The 17,096-nt window shown below is 74.4% G+C and carries 17 protein-coding genes; 4 read left to right on the top strand and 13 right to left on the bottom strand.

Features of this window, described 5'->3' with window-relative positions; all coding sequences use genetic code 11:
- Positions 1-6 precede the first annotated feature (6 nt).
- The 10 genes from ACH34S_RS20960 to ACH34S_RS20915 all read right to left on the bottom strand — a co-directional run bounded on the left by ACH34S_RS20960 (position 7) and on the right by ACH34S_RS20915 (position 11,437).
- The gene (locus tag ACH34S_RS20960; protein WP_395954378.1) at positions 7-1,026 is read right to left on the bottom strand and encodes a TerC family protein; all 1,020 of its coding nucleotides are present in this window, start codon (positions 1,024-1,026) and stop codon (positions 7-9) included.
- A 195-nt stretch (positions 1,027-1,221) separates the two neighbouring features.
- The gene (locus ACH34S_RS20955) at positions 1,222-2,448 is read right to left on the bottom strand and encodes a glycosyltransferase family 4 protein (protein WP_395954377.1); all 1,227 of its coding nucleotides are present in this window, start codon (positions 2,446-2,448) and stop codon (positions 1,222-1,224) included.
- Entirely contained in the window at positions 2,441-4,072 is a 1,632-nt protein-coding gene (gene murJ, locus ACH34S_RS20950) for a murein biosynthesis integral membrane protein MurJ (protein WP_395954376.1), read from the bottom strand. Before murJ ends, ACH34S_RS20955 begins: the two co-directional genes overlap by 8 nt.
- Positions 4,073-4,097: 25 nt before the next feature.
- Positions 4,098-5,063, bottom strand: coding sequence for a hypothetical protein (locus ACH34S_RS20945; protein ID WP_395954375.1), 966 nt, complete (start codon positions 5,061-5,063; stop codon positions 4,098-4,100).
- A gap of 23 nt (positions 5,064-5,086) precedes the next feature.
- Positions 5,087-6,040, bottom strand: a complete 954-nt coding sequence (locus ACH34S_RS20940; protein ID WP_395954374.1) for a copper transporter — start codon at positions 6,038-6,040, stop codon at positions 5,087-5,089.
- On the bottom strand, positions 6,037-7,275 hold the full coding sequence (gene steA / locus ACH34S_RS20935; RefSeq protein WP_395954373.1) for a putative cytokinetic ring protein SteA: 1,239 nt from the start codon (positions 7,273-7,275) through the stop codon (positions 6,037-6,039). Before steA ends, ACH34S_RS20940 begins: the two co-directional genes overlap by 4 nt.
- Positions 7,276-7,375: 100 nt before the next feature.
- Positions 7,376-9,082, bottom strand: coding sequence for a DNA repair protein RecN (gene recN, locus ACH34S_RS20930; protein WP_395954372.1), 1,707 nt, complete (start codon positions 9,080-9,082; stop codon positions 7,376-7,378).
- 113 nt (positions 9,083-9,195) lie between these two features.
- Positions 9,196-10,176 (bottom strand): NAD kinase, encoded by a 981-nt coding sequence (locus ACH34S_RS20925; RefSeq protein WP_395954371.1) that lies wholly within the window; start codon positions 10,174-10,176, stop codon positions 9,196-9,198.
- 112 nt (positions 10,177-10,288) lie between these two features.
- Positions 10,289-11,092, bottom strand: a complete 804-nt coding sequence (locus tag ACH34S_RS20920) for a TlyA family RNA methyltransferase (protein WP_395954370.1) — start codon at positions 11,090-11,092, stop codon at positions 10,289-10,291.
- A 9-nt stretch (positions 11,093-11,101) separates the two neighbouring features.
- Entirely contained in the window at positions 11,102-11,437 is a 336-nt protein-coding gene (locus ACH34S_RS20915) for a hypothetical protein (protein WP_395954369.1), read from the bottom strand.
- 115 nt (positions 11,438-11,552) lie between these two features.
- On the opposite strand from ACH34S_RS20915, the gene ACH34S_RS20910 reads away from it, so the two are divergent.
- Positions 11,553-11,894: an SCP2 sterol-binding domain-containing protein gene (locus tag ACH34S_RS20910; protein WP_395954368.1), complete on the top strand. Its 342-nt coding sequence runs from the start codon at positions 11,553-11,555 to the stop codon at positions 11,892-11,894.
- Position 11,895: 1 nt separating this feature from the next.
- Here ACH34S_RS20910 and ACH34S_RS20905 read toward each other — a convergent pair whose 3' ends face one another.
- Both ACH34S_RS20905 and ACH34S_RS20900 read right to left on the bottom strand, forming a co-directional pair.
- Positions 11,896-12,909, bottom strand: a complete 1,014-nt coding sequence (locus ACH34S_RS20905) for an HAD-IIA family hydrolase (protein ID WP_395954367.1) — start codon at positions 12,907-12,909, stop codon at positions 11,896-11,898.
- A gap of 8 nt (positions 12,910-12,917) precedes the next feature.
- On the bottom strand, positions 12,918-13,361 hold the full coding sequence (locus tag ACH34S_RS20900; protein WP_395954366.1) for a tetratricopeptide repeat protein: 444 nt from the start codon (positions 13,359-13,361) through the stop codon (positions 12,918-12,920).
- Between the two features lie 63 nt (positions 13,362-13,424).
- Here ACH34S_RS20900 and ACH34S_RS20895 point away from each other — a divergent pair, with 63 nt between their 5' ends.
- Together ACH34S_RS20895 and ACH34S_RS20890 are read left to right on the top strand one after the other, a co-directional pair.
- Positions 13,425-14,807, top strand: coding sequence for a DUF1015 family protein (locus tag ACH34S_RS20895; protein ID WP_395954365.1), 1,383 nt, complete (start codon positions 13,425-13,427; stop codon positions 14,805-14,807).
- A gap of 7 nt (positions 14,808-14,814) precedes the next feature.
- On the top strand, positions 14,815-15,753 hold the full coding sequence (locus ACH34S_RS20890) for an MBL fold metallo-hydrolase (RefSeq protein ID WP_395954364.1): 939 nt from the start codon (positions 14,815-14,817) through the stop codon (positions 15,751-15,753).
- Positions 15,754-15,758: 5 nt separating this feature from the next.
- On the opposite strand, the gene ACH34S_RS20885 is transcribed toward ACH34S_RS20890, so the two are convergent.
- Positions 15,759-16,712, bottom strand: coding sequence for a hypothetical protein (locus ACH34S_RS20885; RefSeq protein ID WP_395954363.1), 954 nt, complete (start codon positions 16,710-16,712; stop codon positions 15,759-15,761).
- Between ACH34S_RS20885 and ACH34S_RS20880 the strand changes: the two genes are divergently transcribed.
- Positions 16,707-17,045 carry a hypothetical protein gene (locus tag ACH34S_RS20880; RefSeq protein ID WP_395954362.1) on the top strand — a complete coding sequence of 113 codons (339 nt, stop codon included), beginning with the start codon at positions 16,707-16,709 and terminating at the stop codon, positions 17,043-17,045. The two genes, ACH34S_RS20885 and ACH34S_RS20880, sit on opposite strands and share 6 nt — an antisense overlap.
- The last annotated feature ends 51 nt before the right edge of the window (positions 17,046-17,096 follow it).

The raw sequence follows: 17,096 nt of genomic DNA, 5'->3' as shown, positions 1-17,096 counted from the left end.
AAGGGCTCAGGCGTCGCGTGTCGCGGAGGCGTCCACTTCGTCCGCGGCGACCGGCGCCTTCTCGTCCACGGCGATCGGCTCCTTCTCCGGCGGCTTGCGGCCCACGGTGAGGCTCGCGACCGTGGTGGCGGCGAGCGTTCCGGCGATCACGGCCAGGGACAGCCAGATCGGGATCTCCGGCGCCCAGGACACGCCGTACTCGTGCATCGCGTGGAAGATCAGCTTCACGCCGATGAAGCCGAGGATGAACGCCAGCCCGTGCGCGAGGTAGACGAGCCGGTCGGTGAGCCCGCCGAGCAGGAAGTACAGCTGGACGAGGCCCATCAGCGCGAACGCGTTGGCGGTGAACACCAGGTACGGCTCGGTGGTCAGCCCGAAGATCGCCGGGATGGAGTCGACCGCGAACATCACGTCGGTGGACCCGATCGCGATCATCACGACGGCCATCGGGGTCATGTACCGGCGGCCGTTCCGGCGGGTGACGAACCGGGAGCCGTCGTAGTCGTCGGACGTCGGGATGACCCGCTTCGCCCAGCGCAGCAGGAAGTTCTCCTTGAGCTCTTCCTCGTCGCCGCCGCGGACCATCCCGATCGCCGTCCAGAGCAGGAACGCGCCGAAGACGAAGAAGACCCAGGTGAACGTGGAGATCGCGGCGGCGCCGACGGCGATGAACAGGCCGCGGAGCACGAGCGCGATCACGATGCCCGCCATCAGCACGGTGTGCTGGGCGTGCTTCGGCACCGCGAAGCGGGCGAGGATCACCATGAACACGAAGAGGTTGTCGACGCTGAGGCTCTTCTCGGTGACGAACCCGCCGTAGTACTCCGCCGCGTGCTGCCCGCCGGAGAACAGCCAGACCCCGGCGCCGAACGCCACGGCGAGGCCGATGTAGATCGCCGACCAGAACGCGGCGCGGCGGGTCGTGAACTCGCGCGTGTCGTTACGGTGGATCAGGAACAGGTCGGCGGCGATGATGGCCAGGATCCCAGCGATCGTGAGACCCCACACCAAGGGTGAGACGGACAAGGACGAACACCTCCAGCGGACATGAACGAGCGCTGGAGGTCTCTCCCGCCCGGGTACGAATCGACGTCCGCTGGGCCCCGGTCCCGGGCCGGTATGGACCGACCGTATTGACGGGAACCGTGCGCGGGGATACTCCCCTCCACTGCCCCCTACAACGCGATCTTCCGCGCCGGAGTTCCCGACGCGACGGATCGTTCAGATTCGGTCGTCCGCAAGCTCCAGGTAGAGGGCGGCGAGCTGGTCGACGGCGTCGTCCTCGCCGGGCAGCAGGGCCGAGCGCTGCGCGGCGGCGGAGGCGAGCCGGGCGGCGAGGGACGGGTCGTCCAGGACGCGGCTCACCGCGCGTTCCAGCGCGTCCGCGTCGCCCGGCGGGACGAGCAGCGCCGCCTCGCTCTCGGGGCCGTGCAGCAGCGGGCCGCCCGCGCCGCCGTTGGCGGGGCGCTCCCCCGCGCCGACCATGCCGGGGATGCCGCCGACCCGGGTCGCGACGAGGGGACGTCCCGCCCGCAGGATCTCCTGGACGACCAGCGGCTGCCCCTCCCACACGCTCGGGACGACCGCGACGTCGGACGCGGCCAGCAGGCCGGGGATGTCCGAGCGGCGGCCGAGCAGCCGGACGGGCAGGTCTTCGGCCTCGATGCGGGCGCGCAGCTCGTCCTCCAGCGGGCCGTCCCCGGCGATCGCGACGAGCGGCGGCGGGGTGCGGCCGGCCCAGGCGCGGGAGGCGTCCAGCAGGGTCGGCAGGCCCTTCTGCTCGGCGAGCCGGCCGACCGTGACGATCAGCGGCCGGTCCCCCACGTCGAGCTCCGCGCGCAGGTCGGCGCGGACGGCCGGGCCCGGCGGCGCCTGCGGCGGCGGCGCCGGGACGATCGCGTGCCCCACCGACCGGGCGCCGAGCGACCGCATCCGCTCCTCCAGGTCGGGCGACACCCCGAGGACGCGGGTCGCGCCGCGCGCGACGACGCGTTCGAGGGTCCCGTAGATGGCGGCGGTCCGCCCGCCGGTGATGACGGCGTTGTGCAGGGTCACGACCAGCGGCGGGCCGCCGCGGGAGAGGCGCATCGGGCCCGGCGCGATCCGCGCGCGCGCCGCCACGGCGAGGGCGCCGGCGCGGAGGCCGTGCGCGTGGACGACGTCCGCGCCGCTCAGCAGTGTCCGCAGCCGCCGCGCCGCCTTGACGTCGTTCAGCGGGCGGGGGCGGTTGGCGATGTCGATCTCGGCGAAGCGGACGCCGCCGCCCGCGAACCCGAACAGCTCCTCGGTCGAGGCGGGCCCGCACACCAGCACGCGGGCGCCGCGCCCGGCCAGGCGCCGGGCGGTGGACCGGACGTGCTTGCCGACGCCGCCCGCGACCGTCCCGAGGACGATCGCGACGCGCAGCCCGTCCAGCTCCCCCGTGTTGGACCTGACCGTTTCAGACATGGCGGGTGATCCTCCGGCTCAGGACGGCCCGCAGATCACGGCCGTCGATCACGAATGCGACGATCAGGAAGACGGCTCCGGCGGCGAGCGCGGCGACCATGCCGGTCCCGGCGCTGCGGAGCTCGCCGCCCGTCCCCAGGAGCGCGGCGACCGCGTAGCCGGCCGCGCCGCCCGCGGCGCCGCCCGCCAGCCCGGCGGCCAGCACGCGCGGTACCCCCGCCACGGCCGCGGCGCCCCGGGCGCGCAGGAGCGTTCCGAGCAGCAGCGCGCCCGCGACGGTCATCCCGGCCGCGTTGCCGATGCCGAGTGCCGCCACCACCCACTGCCGGTCGGCCGTCAGGACGAGCACGACGTCGGCGGCCATCACCACCAGCCAGCCCGTGACGATCGCCGCCGCGCCCATCCGGCCCCGGTGGCAGGCGAACAGGACGCGCTGGAGATGCGCGACGAGCCCGTAGCCGAGCAGGCCGGGCGCGAACGCGAGCACCGCGCGGGACAGCACGTCCTGCTGGTCGGGGTGGCCGGGGTTGAACACCGCGCCGATCGGCACGGCGACGGCGGCCAGCGCCGCCGCGCCCGCGCACGACACCAGGATCACCGCGCGGGTGGTGGACGCGGTGACCTGGTCGAACCGGTCCTGCTCGCCCGCGCTCATCCGCGCCGACAGCATCGGGAACGCGCTGGTCGCGATCGGCACGGCCAGGATCGCCCACGGCAGCAGGTAGATCGCCCAGGCGTACTGGTAGTTGGCGAGCGCGCCGCCCGTCCCCTCGTAGCTGAGCCGGACGACGAGCAGCGCCGACAGCTGCTGCGCCGCGACCGTCGCGAGCCCGGCGAGCGCGAGCCGCCGCACGCGCCGCGCGACGCCGTCCGGGAAACGGAGCGTCGGGCGCAGGCGGAGCTTCAGCCGCCATGCCGCGATACCGGCGGTGACGGCCATCGCGACGCCGCCGAGCGCGGTGCCGATCGCCAGGGTCAGCTCCGCGTCCAGCGGGAGGCCCGCCAGGTCGTTCTCATGGCCGCGGCCGAGCGGCGCGTACGCGACGTACGCGGCGATCACCACGAGGCTCGACATCAGCGGCGCCAGCGCGGGCGCGACGAACCGGCGGTGCGACTGCAGCAGCCCGTACAGGACGACCGCCATCCCGTACATCACCATCTGCGCCGACATGATCGCGAGCATGGTGGACCCGACGTCCACGATCTGGTTCCGCGAGCAGCCCTTCAGGTCGCCGCCGACCAGCAGCTCCATGATCGGGCGGGAGCCGAGCGCCATCAGCGCCGACAGCGGCACCATCAGCACGACGATCCAGGTCAGCAGCGCCGACCCGATCCGGCGGACCTGCTCGCGGTCGCCGCGCTCGGCCGGGCCCGCGAGGACCGGCACGACCATGCTGGCGAGCGCGCCGCCCGCGACGATCTCGTAGACGATGCTGGGGAACTGCGTCGAGGTGAAGTACGCCTGGCTGAGGCAGGACGTCGTGACGGTCTGGGAGAAGGCGTAGGTGCGGCCGAACCCGGCGAGCCGCGCCAGGACGGTGATGACCGCGATGACCACGGCCGCGCCGGCGAGGCCGCCGGTCAGGCGGCGCAGCACAGGGGACACGGTCGTCTGCGGGCTCACTCGTCGGGGTCGGGGGGCGGCGCTGCTAGGCCGGGTCGGCGGCGACGCCGTCGCCCGCCGGGCGGAACGCGTCGTCCGGCTTCTCGGCCTCCCCGGCGGGGGCCGGGACGTGCGCCGCGGCGGCGGGACGGCGGCCGAGCATGTCGATGCGGTTCAGCACCGGGTTGCCCGCGATGACCTTGGTGAAGCTGACGAACTCGCTGGCCGCGTTCAGCCCGGCGAGCCCGGCCAGGACGGCGAGGCGGGGCCCGCGCCCGAGCCGGGTCGCGGACAGGCCGAGCAGCGCGCCGAGCGCGTTGGCGCCGGTGTCGCCGAGCATCGCGCGCTCGCCGAGGTCTTCGGGCAGGAGCGCGGCGGCGGCGCCGAGCGGCGCGGCCACGACCGCCGAGCCGGACCTGGTCAGCGCGAGCGGCGCCCCGGTGATCAGGCCGACCTTGATGGCGCGCCCTGGGCGCAGGTCGAACAGGTTCATCAGGTTCGCGGCCCCGGCGATGATCGCGCCGTTGAGGAGGGCGTCGAAGGCGCGTCCCGGCCGGGACGGGGCGGGCGACCCGGCGATCGCGGCGGCGGCGAGACCGGTCGCGCCGATGCCGAGGATCTTGACCGCGCCGCTGGTGACCTCGCCGCGCGCGAGCGCGGCCAGATGGCCCTTGAAGCCGCGGGACGAGGACGACCCCGCGATGTCGTCGTACCCGCCGAGCAGCGCGGACCCGGTGCCCGCGAGCAGCGCGGCGGCGCGCATCCGGCCTTCGACGCCGGGCGCGAGGAACCCGGCCGCGGCGGCGCCCGCGACGACCGCGGGCCCCTCCAGCAGCGTGACCGGCTCGCCGCGGTGGTTGGTGCGGCCCCAGACCTCCTCGCCCGGGAGCCCGTTCAGGCCGGGCGGGCGCCGTGTCAGCGCGACGTAGGCGGCGCGCGCGGCGACGGCGCCGAGGCCCGCCCCGGCCAGCAGCCGCGCCGTCCGCGCGGCGCCGGAGGTGCTGCGCTTCATGAGGTGCTCCGCTTCATCTCAGGTCACCCGTTCTTCCCGGCCGGCGCCGGGGACGGCAGGTAGCCGCCCGCTCCGGCGCCCGTGCCGTACTGCCCGGACTTGCCGCTCATCTCGTTCTGCAGCGCCAGGATCGTCACGACCTGCCCGGAGGCGGTGTCCACCACGTCGACGGTGGAGACAGCGTCTTCGGCGTCGGAGTCACGCAGCGCCGCGATCAGCCCGCCCTCCTGCGCGGAGGTCGGCGGGCCACCGACGACGGTACCGCGCCCGGCGGCGTCGAGTGCGGCGGCCAGCGAGATCAGCGCCTTGTTGTCGTCGCCGCCGCCGTCGTAGGCGTACGGGGTGGCGGGGCCGATCATGACGGCGAGCGTCGCGTGCTGCCCGGGCTTGCCGCTCTCGGTGATGTACCCGGCCTCCTTGAAGGCGTTCAGGACGGCGCCGCCGGAGGCGTCCTCCCGGCCCGACTTGGCGGGGTCCTTGGTGACGAGCGCGCCCGCCAGGACCATGCCCGCCTTCTCGTAGGTGGTCGCGTTGCCGGGGAACTCGACGCCGTCGGGCTTCAGCTGCGTGGAAAGCTCCTCCACTGTGTTGCGCTGGTCGTCGCCGAAGAACTTCTTCTGGACGGTGATGCGCCCGGTGACGGCGGCGCCCGCGTTCTTGGCGAGCTCGCCGACCCGCTCGATGCTGTCGTCGCCCGCGCCGGGCGTCTCGACCAGCAGCAGCGACTGGCCCTTGAGCCGCTCGGCGACGATCTGCGGCGCCAGGCCCTGGGCGAACTTCTCCTGCCCGTTGACCTGGTCCTGCAGCTGGCGCTGCTGGTTGCGGGCCTGCTGGGCGGTCTTGGCCGCCGCGTTGGCCTGCTGGCGCAGCGTCTCGCTCACCGAGTCCGACAGCGTGGTGGAGCCGAGCACGATGCCGAGCGCCAGCGCGAGGAAGATCGCGACGATGGAGACGAGGTGGTAGCGGAAATCGATCACGTGAAGAGTCCGGTCAGCCAGAAGACGAAGGCGTGCCAGCGGTCGGCGAGCAGGGGACTGATGACGTCCCCCGCCGGGGACATGGCGACGGCGGTGACGATGGCGATGAACGCGCCGAGGACGAGGAACAGCAGCGACCAGGTGGAGATCCGGCTGCGGTAGAGCCGGGAGACGCCCTTGGCGTCCACCAGCTTGCTGCCGACCCGCAGGCGGGTGAGGAACGTGCTGGCCATGCCGGCGCGGCCCTTGTCGAGGAACTCGACCATGTTGGCGTGCGTGCCGACCGCGACGATGAGCGTGGCGCCCTTGTCGTCGGCGAGCAGCATCGCGATGTCCTCGCTGGTGGCGGTGGCGGGGAACGTCACCGCCTCCTGGCCCAGCTCGTGCACGCGCTTCAGGCCGGGCGCCCGGCCGTCCCGGTAGGCGTGCACGACGATCTCGGCGCCGCAGGTCAGCGCGTCGTCGGACACCGAGTCCATGTCGCCGACGATCATGTCGGGGCGGTAGCCGGCCTCCAGCAGCGCGTCGGCGCCGCCGTCCACGCCGATCAGCACGGGCCGGTACTCGCGGATGTAGGGCCGCAGGGTCGCGATGTCCTCGCGGTAGTGGTAGCCGCGGACGACGATCAGCGCGTGCCGCCCGGCGAGCTTGGTGGTGACCTCGGGGACGCCGACGCCGTCGATGAGCAGGTCGCGCTCGCGCTTGACGTACTCCATCGTGTTGGCGACGAACGCCTCCAGCTGCGTCGCGAGGCCCGCCTTCGCCTCGGTCAGCGCGGTGAGGACGCTCTCGGGCGTCTGCTCGGTGCCCTTGGCGACGACGTCGTCGCCCTTGTGCACGACGGCGCCCTCGACGCGGACCTGCTCGCCCTCCTGCAGCTTGGTGAAGATCTCGGGACCGACGTCGTCCACCAGCGGGATGCCGGCGTCCAGCAGGATCTGCGGGCCGAGGTTCGGGTAGCGGCCGGAGATGCTCGGCGCGACGTTCACGACCGCGCCGACCTCGCACGCCACCAGCGCCTCGGCGCTGACCCGGTCGAGGTCGACGTGGTCGATCACCGCGATCTCGCCGGGCTGCAGGCGCTTGGTGAGGTCCTTGGTGCGGCGGTCGAGCCGCACCGTGCCGCTGACCCCGGGAAGGCCGTCGTCCCGGGTCAGGCCGAGCGCGAGCACGCGCCGCGGCAGCCGTTGCGCCAGCCGGACGCGCCGCTCTGTGGTGGGTGACGGCTCGTTCATCACTTGCCATCCTGCCAGAGCACGGGACCCGCTACTGGAAACGACGAGTGTCCAGGCGTGTCCATTCACGTACTCTCTGTAGTTTTCGCGCGGTTACCGGTCAGCGCTCGGCGGCGGCCATGGCGAGGAGTTCTTCCGCGTGGGCGCGGCCGAGCTCGGAATCCTCCAGGCCGGCGAGCATCCGCGACAGCTCCCGGACGCGGCCGTCCTGGTCGAGGGCGGTGACGCCGCTGCTGGTGACCGTCCCGTCGTCGGACTTCTCCACCAGCAGGTGCCGGTCGGCGAACGCGGCGACCTGCGGCAGGTGCGTGACGACGATCACTTGCGCGTTGCGGGCCAGCCGCGCCAGCCGCCGCCCGATCTCCACCGCGGCCTTGCCGCCGACGCCCGCGTCGACCTCGTCGAACACGAACGTCGGCACCGGGTCGGCGCCCGCGAACACGACCTCGATCGCCAGCATCACCCGGGACAGCTCGCCGCCGGACGCGCCCTTGTGCAGCGGCAGCGGCTTGGCCCCGGGATGCGGCGCGAGCCGCACCTCGACCTCGTCGATGCCGTGCGGGCCGTACTCGCCCGTCGCGGTGACGGTGACGCTGACACGGGCGTGCGGCATCGCCAGCGCGGTCAGCTCCTCGGTGACGGCATCGGAGAACCGCTCGGCGGCGCGGGTGCGGACCTCGGTCAGCTCCCCCGCCTCGGCGGCGAGCCGCCCGGTCAGCTCGGCGTGCTCGGCGCGCAGCTCGTCGATGCGGTCGTCGTCGCCCTCCAGCTCGGTGAGCCGCGCCGCCGACCGCCGCGCCCACTCCAGGACCTCGGCGGCGGTGGCGTCCGTCCCGCCGTACTTGCGGATCAGCGCGGTCAGCTCGGCGCGCCGCTCCTGGACGACGGCGAGCCGCGCCGGGTCGGCGTCGACGGACTCGCCGTAGGCGGCGAGGTCGGTGCCGACGTCGTTGACGAGATAGCCGGCCTCGGCGAGCCGGTCGGCGAGCGCCGCCAGCTCCGGGTCGTGGTCGCGGACGGCGTCCAGCGCGTTGCGGGCCTGGCCGAGCAGGCTCGTCACGTTCGCGGCCTCGATCGCGGCGGACGGGTCGCCGAGCAGCGCCTCGTGCGCGGTGTCGGCGGCGCCGCGCAGCGCGTCGGCGTGCCCGAGCCGCTCCTCCTCGGCGGCGAGGTCGGCCTCCTCGCCCTCCTTCGGGTCGACCTTCTCGATCTCCTCCAGGCCGAAGCGGAGCATCTCCGCCTCCTGGGCGCGCTCGCGGGCGCGGGTGGTCAGCTCGTCCAGCAGCGCGGTGACCTGCCGGTGCCGCTGGTAGGCCGCGGTGTAGGCGCGCATCGGCTTGGTCAGCGCGGCGCCCGCGTACCGGTCGAGCGCGCCGCGCTGCCGGGACGCCTGCAGCAGCCGCTGCTGGTCGGACTGCCCGTGCACGGCGACCAGGTCGTCGGCCAGGTTGATCAGCACGTTCACCGGGACGGACCGGCCGCCGAGGAACGCCCGGGACCGGCCCTCCGCCGACACCGACCGGGTCACGATCAGCGCGCCGTCGTCCAGCTCGCCGCCGGCCTCCTCCACCCGCTCCACCACGCGCCCGCCGGGATCGACGATGATCCGGCCCTCGACGAGGGCGCGGTCCGCGCCGGGCCGCACCCGCTGCGGGTCGGCGCGCCCGCCGAACATCAGCCCGAGGCTCGTGACCACCATGGTCTTGCCCGCCCCGGTCTCCCCGGTCACGACGTTGAAACCCGGAGACAGGTCGAGAACGGCCTCGTCGATCACTCCGAGGCCCTCGATCCGCACCTCATCCACCATCGGACGCACCAGCGTCACAACCCTCCGCAAACAGATCCCGGATCAGTGTCCTCCGAAGGGGGCCGGCCCTCCGCACCCCCCGGGCGACTTCGTCGGATTAGTGCCAGTGGAGATTATCCCCTCTGATCGCCGGGCGCCTCCCCGCCGAGCGGCGGGGCGTCGGAGACCTGCGAGTCCCCCAGCGGAGGGGACGGATAGGCGGGCTGCCTGACCCGCCCGCGCCAGCCCGTGACGGGCAGCCCGAACTTCGTGACGAGCCGGTCGGTGAACGGGGTGAGGTGCAGCCGCGCGAGCCGCACCGGCTCGGCGCCGCGCCGGACCTCGACCCGGACGCCGGGCGGCAGGTCGAGCGTGCGGCGCCCGTCGCACCACAGCACGGCGCGCGGCGTGCCGGGCAGCACCTCCACCGCGACCAGCGAGCGCGGCGACACCACCAGCGGGCGCGCGAACAGCGAGTGCGCGCTGATCGGCACGACCAGCATCGCCTCGACCTCCGGCCACACGACCGGGCCCCCGGCGGAGAACGCGTACGCGGTCGACCCGGTCGGCGTCGCGCACACCACTCCGTCGCAGCCCCAGCTCGACAGCGGGCGCCCGTCGATCTCGGCGACGACCTCCAGCATCCGCTCCCGCTCGGCCTTCTCGATGCTCGCCTCGTTCAGCGCCCACGTCGCGCCCATGACGGTGCCGTTGAGGCGGGCGGTGACGTCGACGGTCATCCGCTCCTCGACGTCGTAGCGGCGGGTCACGACGCGGTCGACGGTGGCGGCGAGGTCGTCGCGCTCCGCCTCGGCGAGGAACCCGACGTGCCCGAGGTTGACGCCGAGCAGCGGCGTCCCGGCGGAGCGGGTCAGGTCGGCGGCGCGCAGGAGCGTCCCGTCCCCGCCGAGGACCATGACGACCTCGGCGTCCTCCGCCGCGGCCGCGCTGCTGGGCATGACGTCGACGCCCGCGGCGCCGATCGCGGCGGCCTCGCCGTCGAGGACCCGGACGCAGATCCCGGCCTCGCTGAGCCGCTCGATGACCAGCTGCGCGCTGCGCACCGCCTCCGGCCGCCCGGTGTGCGTGACGATCAGCACCGACCTCTTGCTCATGCTCTCGCCCCACTCCCCGCCGCGATCACGCGTACGGACATCTGGACGAACGTCCCACGGACAGACGTTCCCTGTTCGGACGCCTGCTGTACGCGGCGCGGGTCGAAGTCGATCATTGCGGGCCGTCCGCTATGGCCTTGGCGAGGTCGGCCTCGTCCAGTGGCGGGGCCTCAGCGTGCAGCCACAGGAAGTACTCCACGTTCCCGGACGGGCCGGGCAGCGGGCTCGCCGTCACCCCGCGGACTCCGAGGCCGAGTGTCTGCGCATGGGCCGCGACGCCCCGCACCGCGTCGGCGCGCAGTTCCGGGTCGCGGACGACACCGCCCGCGCCGACCTTGTCCTTGCCGACCTCGAACTGCGGCTTCACCATCATCGCGAAGTCGGCCCCGGGCGCCGCGCACGCGCGCACCGGCCCGAGGACGAGCTTCAGCGAGATGAACGACAGGTCGCCGACGACGAGGCCGGGCGGGGTGTCGCCGAGCATGCCGGGGGTCAGGTCGCGGATGTTCGTGCGCTCCAGGACGGTGACGCGCTCGTCCGTGCGCAGGGACCAGGCGATCTGCCCGTAGCCGACGTCGACCGCGTACACGTGCGCGGCTCCGGCGCGCAGCAGGACGTCGGTGAACCCGCCGGTGGACGCGCCCGCGTCGAGGCACACGCGGCCTTTCACGTCGAGGCCTTCGAACGCCGCGAGGGCGCCGGCGAGCTTGTGGCCGCCGCGCGAGACGTAGTCGGGGCCGTCGTCGGCGTCGGCCACGACGATCGCGGCGCCGGTCTCCACCTGCGTGGCCGGCTTCTCCGCCGTCCGCCCGCCGACCCGGACCCGCCCGTCGCCGATCAGCCGGCCCGCGTGCTCGCGCGAGCGCGCCAGGCCGCGCCGGACCAGCTCCGCGTCCAGGCGGCGCCTAGCGCTCATCGGCCCGGCTCATGGACGCGGGCGCAGCGCGTCGGGAAAGGCGGGCCGCGCCGGCTGCGGCACCTGCGGCACCTGCGGCGGCTGCGCGGGCCCCGGCTCGTCCTGGTCGGCGGAGGCGAGGAGTTCCTGGAGCCGCTGGTGGACGTCCTCGTAGATCTCCACGTGCTCGGCGACGGGCCGCGCGCCGAGCTCGCCGAGGCGGGCGACGGCGGCGTCCACCCGCGGGTCGCCGGTCGGGTCGGGCGGCGGGACGGCCGGGAACTCCGGCTCCTCGGGGGCGGGCGGCGCCTGCGCCGCATGCTCCGCCGCCGGGACCGCCGGCTCCGCCGCGGCCTCGTCGGACATCACGTTCACCTCCTGGTGGACCCTCCGCGCCCGCGGACGAGTCGCCTCCGCCTCATCCCGAACGCTACCGTCCCTGAACGACATCGTTGTCGAGGGAACGGGGAACGGCCTGACCATGGCGAACGAGGAGGAGTGCCGCGCGGCGCTCGGCCGCATCGCGGCGCGCCTGGCGGAGGTGGACGCCGACCGGCTCGCCGAGCACGTGGTCGAGCGGACGATCAGCTGCCACGTCCCGGACCTCGGGCTGGTCTACCGCACCCGGGTCCACGCGGGCGGGCTCGACCCGTTCGAGCTCGACGGCGACCCGCGGGACGCGCAGGTCCGCCTCACGGTGAACAGCGACGACCTCGTCGCCATGGCCGCCGAGCGGCTGAACCCCACCAAGGCGTGGGCCGAGGGCAGGCTCAAGATCGAGGCCAGCATCTTCGACCTCCTCCGCCTCAGGAAACTTCTGTGATCTAAAGCCCGAGAGCCTTCAGCGGCGCGGTGAGGGCCTCCGTGGGCGGGGGTGTGTCGGATTCCCAGGCGGCGGAGGCCAGGGCGCGCAGGCCGTCGTAGGGGTCGCCTGATCCGTCGATCGTGAACGCTTCGCCGTCGTGGCGGGCCGTCCAGCCGCGGCAGTGGTGGGCGCCGCCGTCCCGGACGATCCCCGGGTGCGGGACGAGGAGGCCGGTCAGGTCAGGGGCCAGGTAGGTGGGACGGCGGTTCGGCGGGGCGGTGAGGGCCTGCATGGGGTCGGTGACGCCGGTGAACACCAGGAGGCTGTCGGCGTCGCCGTTGCGGGCTCCCTCGATGTCGGTGTCGAGGCGGTCGCCGACCACGAGCGGGCGCCGCGCGCCGGTGCGCAGCACCGACTCCTGGTGCAGCGGCCGTTCGGGCTTGCCGGTGACGATCGGCTCGACGCCGGTCGCGGAGCTGATCACGCGCAGCAGGGAGCCGTTTCCGGGATGCGGGGGGCCGTCGCCGCCGGGGATGGTCAGGTCGCCGTTGGAGCCGACGAACAGCGCGCCCCTGGCCACGGCCTGCGCGCCTTCGGACAGCAGCCCGTACCCGATGTCCGGGTGGAAGCCCTGGACGACGGCGGCGGGCCGCCCGGACGCGGTCGACACGGGGCGAAGGCCCTGCGCGTACAGGGCGTGCCGCAGGCCCATGCCGCCGACCACGAGCACCTCGGACCCGGCGGGCAGCCGCTCGGCGAGCAGCCGGGCGGCGGCCTGGGCGGAGGTCACCACGTCGTCCGCGTCGGCCGGGACGCCGACGTGGGTGAGCAGTTCCGCGACGGCGGACGGGGTCCGCGAGGCGTTGTTGGTCACGAACGCGAGGCGCTGCCCCGCCGCGCGGGCCTTGGCGAGCGACCCGGCCGCCGCCCGGACGGGCCTGCGGCCGATGTAGACGACCCCGTCGAGGTCGAGCAGGGCGACGTCGTACGCCTCGCAGAGGGGGCGATCGCTGTTCTTCAAGAAGTTCGTCATCTCCGCTTTCAGCGCCGGAACTTGAGGGTGGCCCTGGCGTGCTGGAGCGCCTTCGCGTAGTCGCGGTTCTCGGGACGCATCGCCGCGGCGAGCGCCAGATGCTCCACCGCGCCCTCGAAGTCGCCCAACCGGCTGAGGGCCAGCCCGAGCCCGAACCGGGCGTAGTCTTCGGCGGGCTCCTCCTCGACGATCCACCGGAAGCTCTCGGCCGCCGCGTCGTACTGCCGCACCCCGAACTGGGCGCGGGCGAGCGCCTCGCGGATGCTGTGCGAGCGGGGCTCGGCGTCGGCGGCCCTGGTCAGCAGCTGCAGCGCCGCTCCCGCGCTGCCCGACCTGAGCAGCTCCAGCCCGCGCGTGTACCACTCGTAGACGCCGCCGGCGGGCTGGTCGGCCTGTGCGCCGGGACCGTCCCGCGGGGAATCCTCCGGCCTTTCCGACCCTTGATGATTCACATGGACCTCCCCTCGGAATTCGACCGTACCCGCCAGGCAGCCGGACGCCCTCCGACCATTAGCATGCCCAGAATGGACGACGACCTCCCCTCCGGAACCGATCCGGACGGGCTCGATCTGGGCGGATTAGGCCCGGACGGGCTCGGCCCGGAGGAGTTCAGCGCCCGCGTCTTCGGGACGTCCGGGCCACGGACCGGCGGCGGCCTGGAGCTGGCGCCGTTCCGCGGCGTGCGCTTCGTCCCGGAGGTGGCCGGCGATCCGGCGGCGGTGACCATGCCCCCCTACGACCTGATCGACGACGCGGCGGCGACGCGGCTGCTGGCGGGCGGCGGGCACAACATCGTCCGGCTGAACCTGCCGCGCGCGGCCGGGGAGAGCTACGACACGGCGGGCCGGCGGCTGCGCCGCTGGCTGGACGAGGGCGCGCTCACCATCGACGCCGACCCGGCCCTGTACGTCTACGAGGCCGCCGACGGCGAGCGGGTGTTGCAGCGCGGCCTGATCGGCGCCCTGGGGCTGCGCGCGGAGTCGGACGGGGTCGTCCTGCCGCACGAGAACGTCTTCCCGGGGCCCGTCCGCGACCGGCTCGCGCTGATGACCGCCGCGAACGCCAACCTGGAGCCGATCTTCCTGGTGTACGAGGGCGGCGGCGACGCGGCGCGGATCGTCGACGAGGCGACCGCCGGGACGCCGCTGATGGACTTCCTCGCCGACGACGGGCTCACCCACCGGCTCTGGCGCATCGCCGACCCCGCGCTGCACGCGCGCGTCGCCGCCGACCTGCGTGACAGGCAGGCGCTCATCGCGGACGGCCACCACAGGTACGCCACCTACCGCGCGCTGCAGGCGCGGCACCGTTCCGGCGGCGACGGGGCCGGGCCGTGGGACGCCGGGCTGGCGATGCTGGTCGACTCGACGCGCTACCCGCCGAACCTGGACGCGATCCACCGCGTCCTGCCCGGCCTCCCGCCCGGCCAGGCCGTGGAACGCGCGCGCAAGGTGTTCCGCGTCACGGACTTCGTCGACGAGGCCGCCGCGCTGGAGGCCCTGGCCGGGGCGCCGCGTCCCGCGTTCCTGCTCGGCGGCGGGGACGTCCTGCACCTGCTGACCGACCCCGATCCGGGTGCGCTGGGCCGCGCCATGCCGTCCGGGCACTCGCCGCGCTGGCGCGGGCTGGACACGGCCGTCCTCGACCATCTGCTCATCGGGAACGTGTGGAACGTCCCGGAGAACGAGAACGCCATCGACATCGTGCACCACGACGCGCCCGCCGCACTCGCCCGCGCGCGGCGCACCGGCGGGACGGCCGTCATCCTGAACCCGCTCAAGGTCGAGGACGTCCTGGCCGTCGCGGGCGAGGGCGAACGCGTCCCCCGCAAGTCGACCTCGTTCGGCCCCAAGCCCCGCACCGGCCTGGTCCTGCGCCTCCTCGACCTCGATCCGTGAGGAAATGATGGACACGACGACCACGATCACGCCGCTCGGCGGGGACGTCTACGAGATCGACACGCGGATGGCCGGCTACACCGGCATCACCGCCGGATACCTGATCCTGTCCGACCGGCCGTGCCTGGTGGAACCGGGCACGGCCGGCTCGGCCCCCGTCGTGCGGCGGGCGCTGCACGAGCTGGGCGTCGGGCCGGACGATCTCGCGTCCGTCGTGGTGACGCACATCCACCTCGACCACGCGGGCGGCGTCGGGGACATCGCCCGCATGTACCCGGGGGCGGAGGTCGTCGTCCACGAGAAGGGCGCCCGGCACCTGGCCGACCCGGAGCGGCTCATGCGCAGCGCCCGGATGGTGTACGGCGACAGCCTCGACACGCTGTTCGGGGAGCTGAAGCCGACCGACGCGGCGCGGATCCGGGCCGTCGAGGACACCGGCGCCGTCGACCTCGGCGGCGGGCGGCGGCTGGAGTCGCACTACTCCCCCGGCCACGCCAAGCACCACGTCGGCCTGATGGACTCGCAGACCGGCGACCTGTACGTCGGCGACGCCGCCGGGATCTACATCCCCGAGACCGCGGACGTGCGGCCCGCGACACCGCCGCCGGACTTCGACCTCGACACCGCGCTGACCTCGCTCGGCCTGTTCCGGGCGCTGGGCCCGCAGCGGCTGCTGTTCGCGCACTACGGGCCCGTCGCGGAGGTCGGCGAGACGCTGGAGCGGTCGGCGGAGGAGCTGCGGATCTGGGTCGACACCGTGAAGGACGCCCGCGACCAGGGCCTCGACCTCGACCACGCGGTCGCGATGGTCGCCGACCGCACCAGGGACCGCTACGCCATCACGCGCGACGACGCCGACCCGGAACTGGCCGCCAAGTACGAGGTGCTGAACAGCGCCGAGAGCAACGTCGCGGGCATCATGCACGCCCTGGACAGGCACGCCTGACGGCGTCACCCGCCCTGCGGGGGCTCCTCCTCGCCGTCCGGTTTCGGCTCCAGGAAGAGGGCCGGTGCGGTCGGGGCCTGCTCGTCCGGGGTCTCCACGGGCTCGGGTTCGGCGGGCCTGAACTCGATGTCGACCGGCGACGCGTCCTCGGCCACTTCGGCCACTTCCGCCGCTTCCGCCGCTTCGGTCTCCCCGGCTTCCACGGTTTCTGCCACTTCGGTCTCCGCGGCGTCCCCGGTTTCGGCCGTTTCCTCCACATCCTCGGCGTCTTCGGTGTCGAGGATGTGGAGGCCCTCGATCTCGGCGTACCGCTCGGCGGCGTCGGTCTCGCCGTCCCGGTCGGCCGCGGCGGCGCGCGCGAACCAGTCGGCCGCCTCGCTCGCGCGGCCGGCCTCCGCCAGCGCGTCCGCGTAGGCGTAGAAGAGGCGCATCGACCACGGGCGCCACCGCCGGTCGCGGAGCTCGGGGATCTGCAGCGTCACGACGGCCGCCTCATGCTGCCCGAGGTCGCGGCGGACGCCCGACTCCACGATGCGCAGCTCGACGCGTCCCATCGGGTCGAGCTTCGCGGCCTCCGGCGACTTGATCAGGTCCAGGGCGCGTTCGGGACGGCCCAGCCCGCGCTCGCAGTCGGCCATCAACGGCAGGTATGCGTCGTCGCCCGCGCTCAGCCGCCGCGCCGCCCGCAGCTCCGCGAGCGCCTCGGCCCATTCGCCCGCGTGGTAGGCCGCGATGCCCGCCGCCTCCCGGACGATCCCGACCCGCGAGGCGAGCCGCCGCGCCGCCCGCGCGTGCTTGTAGGCCTGCTCGGGCTCCTCCTCGGCGAGCCGTCCCGCCATCACCAGGTGGCGGGCGACCTTGGCGGCCAGGTCCTTCGGCAGCGTGCGCAGCTCGATGCGCGCGTCGGTGTCCAGCTCCTCGCCGGTGACGTCGTCGGGCAGGAGCGGGTCGTCGTGCACCGGTGCCGGACGTTCACGCTCGTCGAAGCGCGCCCGCCGGTCGTCGCGGTTGCGGGGCGGGCCCGAGGGGCGTCCGCCGCCGCGCCGGTCACGGTCTCCCGGACGTCCTTCGCGCTTGCCCTCGAACCGGCGTCCGCCGCCACCGCCGCCACCGCTTCCGGGGCGCCGCTCGCCGCGGCCGCCGCCGCGCTCGTCACGGTCTTGGAACCGGCGGCCCTGGGGGCGTCCCTCGTAACGGCGCTCGCCGCCCTGGCCGCCGCCCGTCCGGGGACCGCCCGGACGCCCTTCGCGACGCGGGCCGCCGCCACCGGCAGGCCGCTGGCCGCCCCCTGACCAGCGCTTCTGGCCCTGGCTCTGGCCCTGGCCGGTGCGCGGGCCTCGGGG

This window comes from Actinomadura sp. 3N508 (assembly GCF_044326375.1).
Classification (GTDB): Bacteria; Actinomycetota; Actinomycetes; order Streptosporangiales; family Streptosporangiaceae; genus Spirillospora.
Note: the sequence above shows the minus strand (reverse complement) of the source record. Positions and strands in the feature narration are given on the sequence as shown.

What these genes read in the sequence shown, in the direction of transcription:
- ACH34S_RS20955 (WP_395954377.1), bottom strand. Translation starts at nt 2,448, where the DNA reads ATGTCTGAAACGGTCAGGTCCAACACGGGGGAGCTGGACGGGCTGCGC.
- ACH34S_RS20945 (WP_395954375.1), bottom strand. Translation starts at nt 5,063, where the DNA reads ATGAAGCGCAGCACCTCCGGCGCCGCGCGGACGGCGCGGCTGCTGGCC.
- steA (WP_395954373.1), bottom strand. Translation starts at nt 7,275, where the DNA reads ATGAACGAGCCGTCACCCACCACAGAGCGGCGCGTCCGGCTGGCGCAA.
- recN (WP_395954372.1), bottom strand. Translation starts at nt 9,082, where the DNA reads ATGGTGGATGAGGTGCGGATCGAGGGCCTCGGAGTGATCGACGAGGCC.
- ACH34S_RS20925 (WP_395954371.1), bottom strand. Translation starts at nt 10,176, where the DNA reads ATGAGCAAGAGGTCGGTGCTGATCGTCACGCACACCGGGCGGCCGGAG.
- ACH34S_RS20920 (WP_395954370.1), bottom strand. Translation starts at nt 11,092, where the DNA reads ATGAGCGCTAGGCGCCGCCTGGACGCGGAGCTGGTCCGGCGCGGCCTG.
- ACH34S_RS20915 (WP_395954369.1), bottom strand. Translation starts at nt 11,437, where the DNA reads ATGTCCGACGAGGCCGCGGCGGAGCCGGCGGTCCCGGCGGCGGAGCAT.
- ACH34S_RS20910 (WP_395954368.1), top strand. Translation starts at nt 11,553, where the DNA reads ATGGCGAACGAGGAGGAGTGCCGCGCGGCGCTCGGCCGCATCGCGGCG.
- ACH34S_RS20905 (WP_395954367.1), bottom strand. Translation starts at nt 12,909, where the DNA reads ATGACGAACTTCTTGAAGAACAGCGATCGCCCCCTCTGCGAGGCGTAC.
- ACH34S_RS20895 (WP_395954365.1), top strand. Translation starts at nt 13,425, where the DNA reads ATGCCCAGAATGGACGACGACCTCCCCTCCGGAACCGATCCGGACGGG.
- ACH34S_RS20890 (WP_395954364.1), top strand. Translation starts at nt 14,815, where the DNA reads ATGGACACGACGACCACGATCACGCCGCTCGGCGGGGACGTCTACGAG.